Origin of the sequence: Actinomadura geliboluensis (assembly GCF_005889745.1) — a bacterium.
Taxonomy (GTDB): Bacteria; Actinomycetota; Actinomycetes; order Streptosporangiales; family Streptosporangiaceae; genus Spirillospora; species Spirillospora geliboluensis.
Map to the genome: position 1 here is coordinate 1 of NZ_VCKZ01000212.1, position 15,508 is coordinate 15,508.

A 15,508-nucleotide genomic window follows, 5' to 3' on the forward strand; every position below is an offset into this window, starting at 1 on the left:
CCGCAGGAGCGCGAGCAGCTCATGGAGATGGCGGGGAAGCTCAAGCCGCTGATGATCCAGTCGCTGGTGACGTCGTTCCAGCGGGCCGTGGACAAGGCCATCCGCCGGTCCGTCCCGGACTGACCCGCCCGGCGCGACGAAGCCGGCCCGCGGCCTGGACGTCTGCGGGCCGGCCTGCCTGTCGTCCCCGAGGATCCGGGATCAGGCGCGCTGGGCGGCGGTGTGGTCGAGCCCCTCGCGGACCTGGCGAGCGAGGGTGATCGGGTCGCCGACCTTGAACATGTGGGAGAAGAACAGCTGCGGCTGCTCCGCGGTCTCCTGGTTGTAGAGGCATCCGACCTCCCAGCGGTGGCGGCGCATGGTCCTCATGACCGGCTGCACCTCCCCGGAGGTCATCGAGAAGTCGGGCACCACGGCCGCCATCCCCTTGCCGACCGGCTGGAACTGCACGCTGGTGGACACGCCCAGGTCCGGGTCGACGCGGATGCCGCCGAGGCGGATCTTGTCGGTGCGCCGCACCGTCACGGAGACGATCCCGTTCTCGCCGACCACGGCGTCCCCGCCCAGGATCTTGCCCAGCCGCTTCGCCGGAAGCGGGGTCCGGGGGTGCTTCGGCAGGGTCTGCGGCAGCGGGGTGGACGTGTCGCGGCGGATGACGTCGTGGATGGCCCCGGCCAGCTTGAGCGGGTCGCCCACCGCCCGGAAGTGCAGGAACCAGACCATCGGCTCGAGGTCGTAGAGGTGCTGGTGCTGGGCCTGGAAGATGATGCCGTGGCGGAGATAGCCGTCGATGACCCGCTGGATCTCCTGCGGGCGCAGCGCCAGATCGCCGTTCATGATCGCCTTGTTCCGGCCGATCGACTGGAAGTACACCTCGTGCTGGATCTGGAAGCCGTTCTCGAACCGCACCCGCGGCGTGCCGCCGGTGACCTTCAGGTCCGAGCGATCGATGTCGATCTCGAGGACACCGCTCTTGGTCACGGTCCCCTCGGCCTGCATGATCCTCTCGATCTTCTTGACCGGGAGCCGCCCGGTCCCCGGCGCGGCGCCGGCCGGTACGCCCGCCGTGGTCAGTCCCACGATGAGCGGGACGAACGCCAGGAGGCCCCACCACGCCCTGCGCCGCGCGCCACCTGTCAGGAAACCTGTCACTGAATCCTCCTTCGGGTCTCGCTTCGCCCCCTTCCCGGAGCCCGACCGCAGAAAGGCCGGAGAGTGGTCAAGTGTTTACGGGGAGTAGTCAAGCTCCGACGTCGCGGACCCTGCCGCGCATCGGAGCCGGCCTGCTCAGGAGTTCTTCCACTCCTCGCCCTCGTACTCGACGAGGCGCGGGTGGACGAGCGTGTTGACCTCGACGTCGCGGCCGCGGCGGTCCTTCGGGAACACCGTCGCCGCCTGGAGCACGGAGCCGTCGAGGAAGCGCAGGCCGCCGGGGACGTCCGGCGCGAGCCGCAGCGCGGGCGGCTCCCTCCCGGCGGACGCGAGCACGAAGCCCCAGTCGCCGAAGCTCGGCACGTCCACGTGGTACGGGTTCACCGCGAACCCGGCCGCCGCGACCGACTTCTCGATGCTCCAGAACGACTTGGGCGCGAAGTACGGCGACCCCGACTGGACGACCATCCGCCCGCCCGGCGCGAGGGCCCGCTTCACCATCCCGTAGAACTCGACCGAGTACAGCTTGGCCGTGGACACGTCGTCGGGGTCGGGCATGTCCACGATGACCGCGTCGAACTGCTCGCGCAGGCCGCGCAGCCACGAGAACGCGTCGGCGGCGACCGTCCGCACGCGCGGGTCCTCGAACGAGCGGTGGTTCAGCGACACGATCGGCCGGTAGGTGCGCGCGAGGTGCAGCATCTCCGGGTCGAGCTCGACCAGCGTCGCGCTGCGGACGTCCTTGTAGCGCAGCACCTCGCGCAGCGCCAGCCCGTCCCCGCCGCCGAGGACCAGCACCCTGCCGTGCGGGCCCGACATCACCGGGTGGACGAGCGACTCGTGGTACCGGTACTCGTCCACCGACGAGAACTGCAGGTCGCCGTTGAGGAACAGCCGCAGGTCGGACGGCCCCAGCCCGGCCTGCCGGGTGATCACGATCTCCTGGTACTTCGTGCGCTTGGAGACCGCGATCGGGTCGCTGTAGAGCGCCTGCCGCGCCGACACCTCGAAGCCGTCCGCGAGCGCGTACGTCCCGCCGAGGACGGCGAGGACCGCGACCATGCCGAGCGCCAGCGCGCCCCGCGCGACGCGCCCGATGTCGCGGCGGAACAGCCACAGCACGACCGCCATCCCGGCGACCGCGTTCACGACCCCGACCAGCAGCGCGCCCTTGATGTGGCCGAACGCCGGCAGCAGCAGGAACGGGAACGCGAGCCCGCCGACCAGCGCGCCCACGTAGTCGGCGGCGAACAGGTCCGCGACCGCCGACCCCGCGTCCTGCTTGCGGATCCGCTGCAGCAGCGTCATCAGCAGCGGGATCTCCGCGCCGATCAGCGCGCCGACCGCGAACGCCACCACCACCAGCGCCGGGACGTACAGGTCGAGCCACGCGAACGCCGCGTACAGCGCGAGCACCGACACCCCGCCGATCAGCGCGAGCGCGCCCTCCACGACCGCGAACGCGACGACCGCGCGGCCCTGCAGCGGCTTCGCCGCGAGCGACCCGACGCCCATCGCGAACACCATCACCGACAGGACGATCGACGCCTGCGTGACGGAGTTGCCGACCAGGTAGCTGCCGAGCGCGACCAGCGCCAGCTCGTACACCAGCCCGCACGCCGCGCACGTGAACACCGCCGCGAGGACGAGGGTGCGGGCCAGGCGTGCGGACACGCGCGACCGCCCCGGCCCGTCCGCCGGAGCGGGCGCCGGGGCGGCTTCCTCCAGGTCGGACTGATCCGGGGCCGGCCGGTCCAGGTCGCGGGACGTCAGGAGACCGCCCCGGCCACGATCGCGGCGACGCCGAGGTCCGCGGCGGCGACGACCCAGCCCGCCGGGTGGATGGTGGTGCCGCCGCTGTCGGCGTTCACCAGGGTCGCGCCGAGCTTGCCCGGCGTGGTCACGTCCAGCAGGAAGTACGCGACGATCATCAGCACGATGCCGCACGCGCCGAACACGGCCGTGTCGATCAGGCCCTCGGACAGGTCGCTGTCGCTGGTGACGATCGCGGTGGTGACGATCGCGCCGATGCCGAGGAGCTTGGCCGCCAGCAGCAGCGCGGCGCCGCGGTTGCCCTCGGTCCAGATCTGCTTGCCGAGCCGACCGGGCGTCGTCACCTCCACCACCAGGTAGCCGAGCGCCATCAGCGCGATGCCGACCGCGCCGTAGGCGAACGTGGCGCCGATCTCCTGAAGGATGTCGTCGTTCATCTGTCGCTCCTCATTTGCCCGACCCTGGGCCGCCGCCCCGGAACGACGCGGCGCCTCTGCTGTTCCATCCGTTGCTGCCGGGACTCGCCCAGTGCCCGCCGACATGGGAGTAGTAGCGGTTGTAGCCGCGGCGGGGCTTGTCGACCGTGATCCGGCTGCCCGCGCCGTTCGGCAGGACGCCGACGACGAGCTTCGGGTACCGCAGGAAGATCCCGCCCGCGGCGCCCTTGACCACCGTGTCGTCCACCCGGTCGATCGGCTTGAACTTCCGGCTGATCTCCCCGGCGACCGACTGCGGGGCCTTCGGGGACCGGTAGGTGTCGGCGCTGACGCGGGAGTACTTGTCGCCGATCCACGACGACTGCGACTGGCCGCAGCCGGTGAGCGCCGCGGCGGCCACGGCGGCGGCGGCCACCGCGCCCGCCGTCCGGTATCTGCTGTTCACGAGGGTCTCACCAACCGGCTGCGCGTCATCACGATCTCCCGGGTCTGGGGGTAGGCGTGCCAGGTCCGCCAGCCGAAGCCGGGTTCCTGCGTCTCTTCCATGGCCAGTGCGGTGACGGCGTGCGGGGAGCCGGGGAAGGCCCCGGTCAGCGCGTCACCGCGGTCCGCGAGCCGCGCGCACACGGCCTCGACGGCGCGGGCGAACGCCGTCCCGTCGCTGTGCGCGGCGGTCGTCGCGGCGAAGTCGTAGGCCCAGCCGGGCACGCTCGTGGCGGCGCGCCCCGGCAGCGGCTCGGTGCGGTCCGGCAGGCACGCCACCGTCTCGCTCAGCGGCCCCGCGATGACCTGGTGGGACGCGCCGAGCAGGCGCATCTCCACGGCGAGGCCCGCCCGTTCCAGCGGCAGCACGGCGAGCGCCGTGAGCGGGGGCAGCCCGAGCACGAACGAGAGCCCGTCCGCGCGCGCGTCCGCGTAGGGGGTGTCGAGGGTCGCGCGCAACTCAGCTACCGCCACCCGGGTAGATCGTCATCGATCCGGTCGGGACGCGCTCGCCGAGGCCCGCCTCCCACTGGCCGCCGCCGTACTGCTCGAACGACAGGTACTTGCCGCGCGGGCCCTCGTAGTCGACGTACTCCACCCGGCCCTGGACGCCGACGCCGGTCGTGCCCTCGCTGGTGTAGTCGGCGGTGCCGTGCTCGTCGCGGCGGTACTCGACGCCGTCCACGACGACGGTCTTCTCGCCCGGGGTCAGGTCGCCGGCGTCGTACTCCGTCCACCAGACGACCTCGAGGTCGGGGTCCTCCTCGACGGAGACCCACACCTTGGTGCCCTCGATGGTGTCGGCGTCCAGGAGGTGCTCGCTCCAGGTGAAGCCGCCCTCCTTCAGCCGCAGCGAGCCGCGCACGAAGTAGCGGGTGCCGAGGTACTCGACCATGTCGCCGGCCTTGAGGGTCCGCGGGTCGCCGGCCACCTGGTCCTCGGCGGCGAACGGGTCGCGCGGCGCGGCCGGGGCCGGGGCGGGGGCCGGGGAACCCGAACGACGTCGCAGCAGGACGACGATGAGCACGATCAAAGCGATCAGGATCAGCGCCAGTAGAACAACTATCGCCGTTCCGCCCACGGACACCTCCGTCATTTCGTCGACATGCCGGACGCAGACCAGCGGATCCTACCGACTGGGGCTCCGCTAGCCCATACCGCGATGAGACGTATCAAATGATCCGGCGGTTTCATACGGAAACGCCGGATCCGATGCAAGGCCGGAACCGCCCCGACACCGTCCGTGACGGGGCGTCCTCAGGGCGGGCGGTGTCGGACGGGCCGGTGTCAGAGGCGGTCGGCGGCCGCGGCGACGCGGTCGTCGGTCGCGGTGAAGGCGATCCGGATGTGCCGGGCGCCGCCCGCGCCGTAGAACTCGCCGGGGCCGACGAGGACGCCGAGGGAGGCCAGGTGGGCGACGGTGTCCCAGCACGGCTCGTCCCGCGTCGCCCACAGGTACAGCGACGCCTCGGAGTGGTCGATGCGGAACCCGTGCCGCTCGAACGCGGCGCGCAGGACGGCGCGGCGGCGCGCGTAGCGGGCGCGCTGCTCGTCCACGTGCGCGTCGTCGGCGAACGCGACCGCCATCGCGGCCTGCACCGGCGCCGGGACGATCATGCCGGCGTGCTTGCGGACCTCCAGCAGCCGCTTCACGATCGCCGGGTCGCCGGTGACGAACCCGGCCCGGTAGCCGGCCATGTTGGAGCGCTTGGAGAGGGAGTTGACGGCGAGCAGGCCCTCGTGGGAGCCGCCGCACACGTCCGGGTGCAGGATCGAGATCGGCGGGTTGGCCTCGTCCCAGCCGAACTCCAGGTAGCACTCGTCGCTGACCACGACCGCGCCGCGGTCGCGCGCCCACGCCACGACCTTGCGCAGGTGCTCGGCGGGCAGCACCTTGCCGGTCGGGTTGGACGGCGAGTTCACCCACACGATCTTCGGGTTCACCGGGCCGAGCGCGAGCAGCCCGTCCGCCGGGACGGGCGTCGCCCCGGCGAGCCGCGTCCCCACGTCGTAGGTCGGGTAGGCGAGCTCGGGGAAGACGACCTTGTCGCCGGGGCCGGCGCCGAGCAGCGTCGGCAGCCACGCGACGAGCTCCTTGGTGCCGATGACGGGCAGCACCGCGTCCGGGTCGGCGCCGGACACGCCGGCGCGGCGGCGCAGCCAGCCCGCGACCGACTCGCGCAGCGCGGGCGTCCCGTAGGTCTGCGGGTAGCCGGGCGCGTCGGCGGCCGCGGCGAGCGCCTCCCGGATCGGCGCGGGCGTCGGGTCGACGGGCGTCCCGACGGACAGGTCGACGATGCCGTCCGCGTGCGTCAGCGCCCGCTCCTTGTAGGGCGCGAGCCGATCCCACGGGAAGTCCGGCAACGTGAACACTGACCTGCTCCTTCACTCAAGATCCTGCCCGGCCGCACAGGGCCCGACACGGCCGACGGGCCGCGGCCCTCCCGCACCCGGGGAGGCCGCGGCCCGGAGAAATCGACGCAGGGAGACCTCGGGAGCGCGCCCGCGCCGGGCGCGCCCTCCGGTCCCCCGGCTCAGTCGTCGTGGCTCTGCGGCGGCAGGGCGGCGACGATCGGGTGGTCCTTGTCGATCTTTCCGACCTTGGAGGCGCCGCCCGGCGACCCGAGGTCGTCGAAGAACTCCACGTTCACCTTGTAGAAGTCCTTCCACTGGTCGGGGACGTCGTCCTCGTAGTAGATGGCCTCAACCGGGCAAACCGGCTCGCACGCACCGCAGTCGACGCACTCGTCCGGGTGGATGTAGAGCTGACGCTTCCCTTCGTAGATGCAGTCGACCGGGCACTCCTCGATGCATGCCTTGTCGAGCAGGTCCACGCAGGGCTGCGCAATGACGTAGGTCACGTCAGTGACTCCTCTCGGATTTCCGGCCCCGCCGCACGTCACGGCTCACCGCAAGCTCGCTGTGAATAGTATGGCCACGACGGCTCAGTCGATTCGACATGGGGGTCCTCACATGTCCGCCCGCTTCGCCGCGCGGCTGGTGGTGTCCATCAGTGGCGCGGACGTGGGCCAGCGGATCTCGCTGCGCCGCCGTCTGCCTACGGGAGAGTACAGCGACGTCGTCGGCGTCCTCGAATCGTGGTCCGGCAAGACCCTCATGGTGCGCCGCCGCACCGGCGAGCTGGTCGAGGTCCCCGAGGAGATCATGGTCGCGGCGAAGGTCGTCCCGCCGCAGCCGCCGCCGCGCCGCCGCCCCCGCCGAGAGGAGCCGGAGGACGGCTGACGCGGCCGGCCGCGCCGTTGCCCGTACCTGTTGCCGTGTTCGTGCCCGTGCCCGTCAGCCGGTGCTGGACGGCGCCGGAGACGCCGGGTTCCCCGGGCGTGTCGGCCCAGGGCCCGCAGGCCCGGCCGACGATCCGGCCGGCTGCGGGCTCGCCGTGACCGGCGCGGGCTTCAGCCGCTCGGTGTAGGTCACGCCCGGCGTGAGCTTCTGCCCCTGGAACAGCTCCGACACGGTGACGAACGTGAACCCGCGCTTCTTCAGGCCGTCCACCACCTTCGGGATGGACTCCACGCTCGCCTTGTGGATGTCGTGGTACAGGACGATGCCGCCGGGTTGCGGCTCCTTGATCCCGACCCGGGTGTCGCGGGCGACGTCGCGGTAGCGCCAGTCGAGCGTGTCGACGCTCCACAGGATCAGCGGCATCCCGATGTCGTGCCCGACGCGCTTGTTCGTCGCCCCGTACGGCGGGCGCATCAGCGTCGGCCGCACCCCGCCGGACGCCTGCGCGATGGCCTGCTGCGTCCGCTGGATCTGCGACCGCACCCCGGCGGGCGACAGCCCGGTGAGCTGCGGATGGGACCAGCTGTGGTTGGCCAGCTCGTGCCCTTCGAGCGCCATCCGGCGCACCACGGCGGCGTGCGCGCCGACGTTCTCGCCGAGCATGAAGAACGTGGCGCGCGCCCCGTTCTTCTTCAGCGTGTCGAGCAGGCCCGCGGTGTACGGACCGGGGCCGTCGTCGAACGTGAGCGCGACGCACTTCACCTGGTCGCAGTCGATCTTCCGCGGCGGTGGCGGAGTCGGCTGCCGGGACGCCTGCGCCTTGCTCCCCAACTCGGCGTGCTGCCCCGCCGTCCTGGCCTGCCGCTTGTCCGCGTGGCTGCATCCCGCGAGGAGCAGCAGTCCGGCGCCGATGGCGGCGTATTTACTGATCTGCACCACGCACCCCCGAACATGTCGCTTTCGGGCGGCTAATACCCTCCGTCACTCATACGACACACACCGCCAGCACCCTAAGAACGTGAACTCTGTCCCGGGTTGCGGGTGATGACGGGTGACGACGCCGAGCGTGCGGCCTCCCGCACGGGCGATCGAGGACGGAGCCGTATGACCATCAGCTCACGGGACTCACCGGTGGCGCCCCCGGGCGACGACGCGGCCCTGATCGAGCGCTCCCTGCGCGAACCCGAGGTCTTCGCCGCGCTGTACGACCGGCACGCGCCGGCCGTCCACCGCTACGTCCGGCGGCGCCTCGGCGACCAGGCCGCCGACGACGTGGTGGCCGAGACGTTCCTGGCGGCGTTCCGGCGGCGGGGCCGCTACGACCCGGACCGGCCGGACGCCCTGCCCTGGCTGTACGGGATCGCCGCCAACCTGATCGGCAAGCACCGCAGGTCCGAGACGCGGATGCTGCGCGCCCTGGCCCGCACCGGGGCCGACCCGGTCACCGATCCCATGGAGGGGGCGGACGCCCGGGTGAGCGCGTCCGCGTCGTCCCGGGCGCTGGCGGGCGCGCTGGCCGGGCTGTCCGCCCGGGACCGGGACGTGCTCCTGCTCGTCGCCTGGGCCGACCTCTCCTACGAGCAGGTCGCCGAGGCGCTGTCCATTCCGCTGGGGACGGTGCGCTCCCGGTTGAACCGCGCCCGGCGCAAGGTCCGCGAGGCGCTCGGCGGATCCGACCCGACGCTCGTCCACGAGGAGGCCCAATGAACGACATCGAGGAGCGGGTCCGCGCGTTCCGCGACGAGATCGCGGCGCCCGACGCGGAGCGGCTGGCGCCCGGCCGCGCCCGGCTGGTGGCGGCGGCGTCCGGGAGGCGGTCCGGGAGGCGGGCCGGGCCGCGCGTTCCGGCCTGGCGGCTCGCGGCGGCCGGGACCGCCGTCGCCGTGCTGGGCGTGCCGGCGGCGATCGCCGTCCTGGACGACGGACCGGCGCGAAACGGCGGCGGGCCGCCGCCGGTCTCCGCGACCCCCGTCAGCGCCGCCGCGTTCCTGGAGGGCGCCGCGCGGGAGATCGAGCAGCGGTTCGACTACCGTCCGGGAAACCACCAGTGGGTCTACACGAAGGTCTTCCACGCCGGGGCCGACCCGAGGGTGCCCCAGTACGAGGTGCAGCGGGAGACCTGGGTTCGCTTCGACGGCCTGAAGAGCGCCGGCTACACCATGGGGGCGGACGGTAAGCGGAAGCTGGAGATCGAGGACGAGGGCTGGGTCAAGACCGAACCGGACGGGGAGGAGCGGACCCCCGCCCAGTGGTACGACTACCTCCGCACACTGTCGAAGACTCCGGAAGAGCAGCTGTCGGAGTTGCGGAAGCAGGCCGACGCGTACGCGGCCCAGAGGGGGATGGGCAAGGCCGGGTTCCGGCAGGGCCGCGACCAATGGGTCTTCGCGCGGCTCGGACATTACCTGAGTCTTGAGCAGTCCATGCCGGAGCCCGCGCGCGGCGCCATCTTCCGCACCATCGCGCTGATCCCCGGCGTCGAGGTCCGGCAGGGCGTGCGGGACGCGCTCGGACGCCCCGGCGTGGGCCTCGCCAGGACCGGCGGGGACGGCGTCCGCACCGAGTTCGTCCTCGATCCCGGCTCCTACGCCTACCTGGGCATGCGCCTCGTGAACGTGAAGGCGCAGACGCTCCCGTACTCGCTGGGGAAGAGCACGCCGACGTCAAGGCCGCTCTTGAAGCCCAAGCACGTCCCGGCCGGAAAGGTTCTGGTGGACACGGCGCTGGAGGCGACGGGCATGGTCCAGCGCCCCGGGCAGCGTCCCTGACGGCCGCCCTCGCGGGCGGCCGCCGGGCGGGGTCAGCGGACGGGCCAGTCTGGCACTTCGGCCGGGAGGTCCTTGCTGACGCGCATCGGGAAGGCGGCGTCGCGCTTCTCCAGGAAGGACGAGACGCCCTCGACCGCGTCGGCGCCGCCGCCGAGCGCGGCCATCAGCCGGGAGTCGGCGGCGTGCGCGTCCCACGGGGACGGCGCGGACAGGCCCGACCACATCAGGCGGCGGATCGCGGCGACCGACACCGCCGAGGTGTTGTCGGCGATCTCGCGGGCGAGGGCGTAGGCGGCGGGGAGCAGCTCGTCCGGCGCGTAGACGCGGGAGACCAGGCGGCCCGCGAGGGCCTCCTGGGCGTCGAACACGCGGCCCGTCGCGGCCCACTCCATGGCCTGCGCGATGCCGACGAGGCGCGGCAGGAACCAGCTGGACGCGGCCTCGGTGACGATGCCGCGCCGCGCGAACACGAAGCCGAACTTGGCCTTCTCGCTGGCGAGCCGGACGTCCATCGGGAGGGTCATGGTGACGCCGACGCCGACCGCGGCGCCGTTGAACGCGCCGATGACGGGCTTGAGGCAGCGGGCGATGCGCAGTGCCACCGTGCCGCCGCCGTCGCGCGGGGTGCCGTCCTCCAGGACGTCGTCCTCGCCGGCGAACATGTCCTTCGACTTCTCCTTGTCGAAGGTGTCGCCGCCGCCGCTCAGGTCGGCGCCCGCGCAGAACGCGCGACCCGCGCCGGTGACCACGACGGCGCGCACGTCGTCGTCGGCGTCGATGCGGTCGAAGGCGTCGAGCATCTCGTTGCGCATGGTGAACGTGTAGGCATTCATCTTCTGCGGGCGGTTCAGCGTGACGGTGGCGATCCCGTCGCGAACCTCGTACTCGATCTCCCGGTACGCCACCTGCTCCTGGTACGGCACCTGCGAGCCCCTCTCACGCTGGACAGAACTCGATTCTAGAACGAGCCTTCAGCTTCGGGCCTCGGGGAACAGCCGGAGCAGCACGTCCCGGCGCCACTCGGCGGCGTCGCGCCCCGGCGGCGGGACGGCGACGAGCGCCCCGTCCCCCGCGGGCTCGAACCGGATCTCGACGCCGGGGGCGAGCTCGCCGGGCGGCTCGCCGGTCGCCGCGAGCCGCTGCGCCGCGAGGCCGAGGACGCGCGCCCAGCCGTCCCCCAGATAGGGCGGCAGGCCCTCGGCGCGCAGCTCCGGCAGGCCCCGCGCGGCCAGGCCGGCGGTGCGCAGCGTCAGGCCGTCCGGGCGCTCGGCTCCGGTGATGCGGACCTCGGACGTGACGTCCGCCATTCCCAACGCCGCCTCCTCGCAGGACTTTCTCCGATAAATTATGACAGTGAATTGGGCCGTGACGACGTACGACTCCGCCTTCGGGTACGTCTCCGCGCACGGCGCGCCCCTGGTCGATCTGCTCGATCCGCAGCCCGGCGAACGGATCATCGACCTCGGGTGCGGCACCGGGGCGTTCAGCGCGGAGATCGCCGAGCGGGGCGCCGAGGTGCTGGGCATCGACGGCAGCCCCGAGATGGTCGCGCAGGCGATCGCCATGCAACCCGGGCTGTCCTTCATCGTCGGCGACGCCCACGACTTCGCCGTCGGGGAGTCCTTCGACGCGGTCGCCTCCAACGCGGCGCTGCACTGGATGACCCGCGACCCCGACGCCGTGATCGCGCGGGTGCACGCGGCGCTGCGCCCCGGCGGCCGGTTCGTCGGCGAGATGGGCGGCGCCGGGAACTGCGCCGAGCTGATCGTCGCGATGCAGACGGCCTGGCGGGTGTTCGGCCTGGGCGAGCCCGAGCTGCCCTGGTATTTCCCATCGCCGGCCGAGTACGCGGCGAAGCTGGAGGACGGCGGGTTCACGCTGCGGCTGCTGGAGCACGCCGAGCGCCCGACCCGGATGACCGAGGGCCCGAACGGCGCCGCCGACTGGGTCCGCGCCTACGCCGGGCGGGCGCTCGCGGACGTCCCGCCGGAGATGGTCGACCCGCTGCTCGACCGCGTCAACGACCTCGCCGCGCCCGCGCTGCGCCGCGAGTCCGGCTGGGTCGCCGACTACGTGCGGCTGCGGTTCGCCGCCGTCCGCCGCACGGACGGGGCCGCGCCGCTGCCGTTCGGCCCCCTGGCGTCTGACCGCCCGCTCTGAGCCTCGCGCAGAGGCCCGCCTAGGGTGGGGGTCATGCTGCGCTTGTACGACCACCGGACGGGACGCACGGAGCCGCTACCGGCCGGGCCGGGACTGCGCGTCCAGGCCCTGCCCGGTGCGGGGTACCGCACGCTGGTGGTCGCGGACCTGCTGCGCCGGGTGGCGCAGCGGGGCGGGCGCCGCGTCCGCCTGGTGAGCACCCTTGATGGCGGTGCCTCCGCTGACTACGGTGTCGCCCCGTTCGAGGTACTCGACGCGCCGCTCCCCGACGCCGACGTGTACGTCTCCGCGGACACCGCTGTGGACGCCCTGTGCCTAACGGTGCCCACCGAGACGGGCCCGCGACCCACGGACGCGGTGGCGGCCCGCCTGGCGATGCTGGAAGTCCCCTACCGGGAGCCTGCCGACCTCACTGACGCACGTCTCTCCGCTGCGGCCGAACGGCTGAACGCATGGCGCGGCAAGGTCGCCGAGTGGGCGACGGCTCCGGGCCGTCCCATGAACCGGGAGTACGCGACCCGGGCGGAGGCCGCGCTCGCCGACGACCTGGACACCCCGGGCGCGTTCGCCGTCCTCGACCGGCTCGCCGCCGACCCCGACGTGCCGCCGGGAGCGAAGCTGGAGACGTTCATCCACCTGGACCTGGTGCTCGCGCTGGGCCTGGTGTCCGCCATCGGCACCGCCTGAGGGGTACGCCGGGGGGTTCCCTTGATGGCACCTGACCGGCAGATGATCCGCACCACGGGGTGACCCGGGCTTTCGCGGCGCCCGGGAGAAGCTAACTTCGTATGTCGTGTCGACCGAAGCCCCAGAATCCCCGGCACCGGCGCCCCCCGAACCGCCGGTCCGCCCGCGGCGCCGCCGCCTCGTCCGCCCGCTGATGGCGACGTTCGTCGCGCTCGCCGTGCTGCTGTCCGCGGCGGTCGGCGGGGTGGGCTGGTACTTCGCGGGCGTCGCGATCGAGGTCGACCACACCGCCGAGTACCCGCTCACCATCGTGGACGCGGCGGACGGCACCGTCACCCTCCCCCGCGTCCCGGTGACCGAACGCCCCGGGACGTGGTCGCTCGTCTGGAAGGACGGCCGCGCCGTGCTCGGCCCGGTCGTCGGCGGCGATGACGGGCATGTCGTCCGGAAGGTCTCGTCCGTCCTGTCGGGCTCCCTGGTGAAGGACGTGTCCGCCGCCATCGACCACTGGATGTACGACGGCGACCCCAAGACGGCCGTGGGGCTGCCCTTCGAGGACGTCACGTATCCGTCCAAGGCGGGGCCCATGCCGGCGTGGCTGGTGCCTGGGACGTCCTCTAAGGGGACATGGGTCATCGCCGTCCACGGACGGAACGCCGACAAGGCGGAGACCTTCCGCGTCATGAAGTCGGTGCACGAGATGGGCATGCCGCTGATGGCCATCGCGTACCGCAACGACGTGGGCGCGCCTTCATCCGGCGACCGCAAGAACCATCTCGGCGACACCGAGTGGCAGGACGTCATCTCCGCGATGGGCTACGCGCGCGCACACGGCGCGACCGGCGTCGTCCTGTACGGATGGTCGATGGGCGGCGCGATGGTGATGACGGCCCTGCGCAAGGACCCGTCGTTCGTGCGGGGCGTCGTCCTGGACTCCCCCGTGCTCGACTGGAGCGCCACCCTCGACAAGCAGGGCGCCGCCCGCAACCTGCCGGGCTTCATGACGGACGTGGCCAAGCAAGTCCTGGAATGGCGCATCGGCATCGACCTGGCCGACTACGACCAGCGCCGCTTCGCGCCCCGCCTGCGCACCCCCGTACTCCTCTTCACCACCAGGGACGACGCCACGGTCGATAACGGTGCCGCCTACACCTTCGCCCGCACGGCACCGCCCGGCATGGTGACGCACATCCCCACACCGGGCGACCACACCGAATCGTGGAACGTCGACCCGTCGGCCTACGAAGCCAACCTCCAGACGTTCTTGAAGAAGGTCGCCTAGCCCGGCCGGACCTCCAGCAGCGTCTTACCGACGGTCGACCGCGACTCGATCGCCCGGTGCGCGTCGGCCGCCCCCTCAAGCGGGAACCGCCGACCGATGACAGGACGAAGCCGCCCCTGGGCCGCCTCCTGAAGCGCGCTCACGGTGAACTCCCGGAGCTGCTCAGGCGTGGCCTGCGGCCGGACGAGCGTCACACCCCGTCCCGCGGCGTCCTCCTCCGGGATGCTCGCCCACTCACCGGACGCCAGCCCGAAACTGACCATGCGGCCACCGCTCCGCAGCAGCGTGAACGCCTCCCGCGCCACATCACCGCCGACACCGTCGAACACGACGTCCACCGGACCGACCTTCCCGGCCCAGCCGGGCTCTCGGTAGTCGACCGCCTCGTCCGCGCCGAGCTCCCGCGCCCGCTCGCGCTTCGCCTCGCTGCGGCTCGTCGCGTAGACGCGGTAGCCGGCCGCCGACGCCAGCGCGATCGCCGCGGTCGCGACGCCGCCGCCCGCGCCCTGCACCAGCACGGACGCCCCGGGCTGCAGGCCCGCCTTGTCGAACAGCATCCGGTACGCGGTAAGCCACGCCGTCGGCAGGCACGCGGCCTCCTCGAACGACAGCCCGGCGGGCTTCGGGACGAGGTTGCGGCGCGGCACCGCGACCTTCTCCGCCAGCGTCCCCGGATACGTCTCCGACAGCAGCGACCGCTTCGGGTCGAGGGTCTCGTCGCCGCCGCCGCGGCCCGGGTCGCCGATCACCGAGTGGACGATGACCTCGTTGCCGTCCTCGTCCACCCCGGCCGCGTCGCAGCCGAGGATCATCGGGAGCCGGTCGGCGGGGAGCCCGACGCCCTTGAGCGACCACAGGTCGTGGTGGTTGAGCGCGGCCGCCTTCACCGTGACGGTCGTCCACCCGTCCGGCACGTCGGGATCGGGCCGCTCTCCTGCCGTCAGCCCGTTCAGCGGATTGTCTGCGTCGATCTTGGTTGCGGTGACAGCGAACATGAGGGCACACTAACCGACCGCCCGGTCGGCGAACGGCCCGCCCCCTGGGGCCGGGCCGTTCGGCGAATCCGTCGGCGTCAGAGGACCTTGGACAGGAAGTCCCTCGTGCGCTGGTGCTTCGGGTCGGCCAGCACCTCGCGCGGCACGCCCTTCTCGACGACGACGCCCTCGTCCATGAAGACCAGCGAGTCGCCGACCTCCCGGGCGAAGCCCATCTCGTGCGTCACCACGATCATGGTCATGCCGTCGAGCGCGAGCTGCTTCATGGCCTCCAGGACGTCGCCGACCAGCTCGGGGTCGAGCGCGGAGGTGGGCTCGTCGAACAGCATCAGCGCCGGCTCCATCGCCAGCGCCCGCGCGATCGCGACCCGCTGCTGCTGCCCGCCGGACAGCTGCGCCGGGTAGCTCTGCGCCTTGTCGTCCAGCCCGACCCGCGCCAGCAGGGCGAGCGCCCGCTCGCGGACCTGCGCCTTCGGCTGCCGCTTCACCCGAACCGGCGCCTCCATGATGTTCTCCAGCGCCGTCATG

The 15,508-nt window shown here is 72.6% G+C and carries 19 protein-coding genes; 6 read left to right on the forward strand and 13 right to left on the reverse strand.

Annotated elements, in window-relative coordinates; all coding sequences use genetic code 11:
* Positions 1–201: 201 nt before the first annotated feature.
* The 8 genes from ETD96_RS25795 to fdxA form a co-directional block, all read right to left on the reverse strand.
* Entirely contained in the window at positions 202–1,152 is a 951-nt protein-coding gene (locus tag ETD96_RS25795) for a DUF1259 domain-containing protein (RefSeq protein WP_138639071.1), read from the reverse strand.
* A gap of 135 nt (positions 1,153–1,287) precedes the next feature.
* Positions 1,288–2,880: a polyamine aminopropyltransferase gene (locus ETD96_RS25800; protein ID WP_205719461.1), complete on the reverse strand. Its 1,593-nt coding sequence runs from the start codon at positions 2,878–2,880 to the stop codon at positions 1,288–1,290.
* Positions 2,881–2,921: 41 nt separating this feature from the next.
* Complete coding sequence (locus ETD96_RS25805) at positions 2,922–3,362, reverse strand: DUF350 domain-containing protein (RefSeq protein ID WP_138639072.1); 441 nt, start codon at positions 3,360–3,362, stop codon at positions 2,922–2,924.
* Positions 3,363–3,372: 10 nt separating this feature from the next.
* A complete protein-coding gene (locus ETD96_RS25810; protein WP_171069233.1) occupies positions 3,373–3,807 on the reverse strand; it encodes a DUF4247 domain-containing protein in 435 nt (144 codons plus the stop codon).
* Complete coding sequence (locus tag ETD96_RS25815; protein ID WP_240808196.1) at positions 3,804–4,319, reverse strand: DUF2617 family protein; 516 nt, start codon at positions 4,317–4,319, stop codon at positions 3,804–3,806. The genes ETD96_RS25810 and ETD96_RS25815 overlap by 4 nt, the downstream gene beginning before the upstream one ends.
* Complete coding sequence (locus ETD96_RS25820) at positions 4,306–4,926, reverse strand: DUF4178 domain-containing protein (protein WP_240808198.1); 621 nt, start codon at positions 4,924–4,926, stop codon at positions 4,306–4,308. The genes ETD96_RS25815 and ETD96_RS25820 overlap by 14 nt, the downstream gene beginning before the upstream one ends.
* A gap of 206 nt (positions 4,927–5,132) precedes the next feature.
* Entirely contained in the window at positions 5,133–6,218 is a 1,086-nt protein-coding gene (gene dapC, locus ETD96_RS25825) for a succinyldiaminopimelate transaminase (RefSeq protein WP_138639075.1), read from the reverse strand.
* A 161-nt stretch (positions 6,219–6,379) separates the two neighbouring features.
* The gene (fdxA, locus tag ETD96_RS25830; protein ID WP_067632891.1) at positions 6,380–6,706 is read right to left on the reverse strand and encodes a ferredoxin; all 327 of its coding nucleotides are present in this window, start codon (positions 6,704–6,706) and stop codon (positions 6,380–6,382) included.
* A gap of 112 nt (positions 6,707–6,818) precedes the next feature.
* On the opposite strand from fdxA, the gene ETD96_RS25835 reads away from it, so the two are divergent.
* Positions 6,819–7,088, forward strand: coding sequence for a putative acetyltransferase (locus ETD96_RS25835; protein WP_138639076.1), 270 nt, complete (start codon positions 6,819–6,821; stop codon positions 7,086–7,088).
* 54 nt (positions 7,089–7,142) lie between these two features.
* On the opposite strand, the gene ETD96_RS25840 is transcribed toward ETD96_RS25835, so the two are convergent.
* Positions 7,143–8,024: a polysaccharide deacetylase family protein gene (locus tag ETD96_RS25840; RefSeq protein WP_240808199.1), complete on the reverse strand. Its 882-nt coding sequence runs from the start codon at positions 8,022–8,024 to the stop codon at positions 7,143–7,145.
* A 168-nt stretch (positions 8,025–8,192) separates the two neighbouring features.
* On the opposite strand from ETD96_RS25840, the gene ETD96_RS25845 reads away from it, so the two are divergent.
* Together ETD96_RS25845 and ETD96_RS25850 are read left to right on the forward strand one after the other, a co-directional pair.
* Positions 8,193–8,795 (forward strand): RNA polymerase sigma factor, encoded by a 603-nt coding sequence (locus tag ETD96_RS25845; RefSeq protein ID WP_138639077.1) that lies wholly within the window; start codon positions 8,193–8,195, stop codon positions 8,793–8,795.
* Complete coding sequence (locus ETD96_RS25850; protein WP_138639078.1) at positions 8,792–9,856, forward strand: CU044_5270 family protein; 1,065 nt, start codon at positions 8,792–8,794, stop codon at positions 9,854–9,856. The genes ETD96_RS25845 and ETD96_RS25850 overlap by 4 nt, the downstream gene beginning before the upstream one ends.
* Before the next feature lie 32 nt (positions 9,857–9,888).
* Here the strand turns inward: ETD96_RS25850 and ETD96_RS25855 are convergent, their stop codons facing one another.
* Both ETD96_RS25855 and ETD96_RS25860 read right to left on the reverse strand, forming a co-directional pair.
* A complete protein-coding gene (locus ETD96_RS25855) occupies positions 9,889–10,761 on the reverse strand; it encodes a crotonase/enoyl-CoA hydratase family protein (RefSeq protein WP_138639087.1) in 873 nt (290 codons plus the stop codon).
* A gap of 66 nt (positions 10,762–10,827) precedes the next feature.
* Entirely contained in the window at positions 10,828–11,163 is a 336-nt protein-coding gene (locus tag ETD96_RS25860) for a hypothetical protein (protein ID WP_138639088.1), read from the reverse strand.
* A 58-nt stretch (positions 11,164–11,221) separates the two neighbouring features.
* Here ETD96_RS25860 and ETD96_RS25865 point away from each other — a divergent pair, with 58 nt between their 5' ends.
* The 3 genes from ETD96_RS25865 to ETD96_RS25875 all read left to right on the forward strand — a co-directional run bounded on the left by ETD96_RS25865 (position 11,222) and on the right by ETD96_RS25875 (position 13,985).
* The gene (locus tag ETD96_RS25865) at positions 11,222–12,016 is read left to right on the forward strand and encodes a class I SAM-dependent methyltransferase (RefSeq protein ID WP_240808208.1); all 795 of its coding nucleotides are present in this window, start codon (positions 11,222–11,224) and stop codon (positions 12,014–12,016) included.
* Between the two features lie 33 nt (positions 12,017–12,049).
* Entirely contained in the window at positions 12,050–12,703 is a 654-nt protein-coding gene (locus tag ETD96_RS25870) for a cysteine--tRNA ligase (protein WP_138639080.1), read from the forward strand.
* Positions 12,704–12,809: 106 nt separating this feature from the next.
* The gene (locus ETD96_RS25875) at positions 12,810–13,985 is read left to right on the forward strand and encodes an alpha/beta hydrolase family protein (protein WP_138639081.1); all 1,176 of its coding nucleotides are present in this window, start codon (positions 12,810–12,812) and stop codon (positions 13,983–13,985) included.
* On the opposite strand, the gene ETD96_RS25880 is transcribed toward ETD96_RS25875, so the two are convergent.
* Positions 13,982–14,980, reverse strand: a complete 999-nt coding sequence (locus tag ETD96_RS25880; protein ID WP_138639082.1) for a quinone oxidoreductase family protein — start codon at positions 14,978–14,980, stop codon at positions 13,982–13,984. The genes ETD96_RS25875 and ETD96_RS25880 overlap by 4 nt on opposite strands.
* 77 nt (positions 14,981–15,057) lie before the next feature.
* Positions 15,058–15,508: amino acid ABC transporter ATP-binding protein (locus ETD96_RS25885; protein ID WP_138639083.1), on the reverse strand; the 451-nt coding region annotated here is incomplete at its 5' end.

Excerpts from the sequence above, each read along its gene's own strand:
- ETD96_RS25805 (WP_138639072.1), bottom strand. The coding sequence starts at position 3,362 with ATGAACGACGACATCCTTCAGGAGATCGGCGCCACGTTCGCCTACGGC.
- ETD96_RS25835 (WP_138639076.1), top strand. The coding sequence starts at position 6,819 with ATGTCCGCCCGCTTCGCCGCGCGGCTGGTGGTGTCCATCAGTGGCGCG.
- ETD96_RS25845 (WP_138639077.1), top strand. The coding sequence starts at position 8,193 with ATGACCATCAGCTCACGGGACTCACCGGTGGCGCCCCCGGGCGACGAC.
- ETD96_RS25850 (WP_138639078.1), top strand. The coding sequence starts at position 8,792 with ATGAACGACATCGAGGAGCGGGTCCGCGCGTTCCGCGACGAGATCGCG.
- ETD96_RS25860 (WP_138639088.1), bottom strand. The coding sequence starts at position 11,163 with ATGGCGGACGTCACGTCCGAGGTCCGCATCACCGGAGCCGAGCGCCCG.
- ETD96_RS25870 (WP_138639080.1), top strand. The coding sequence starts at position 12,050 with ATGCTGCGCTTGTACGACCACCGGACGGGACGCACGGAGCCGCTACCG.
- ETD96_RS25880 (WP_138639082.1), bottom strand. The coding sequence starts at position 14,980 with ATGTTCGCTGTCACCGCAACCAAGATCGACGCAGACAATCCGCTGAAC.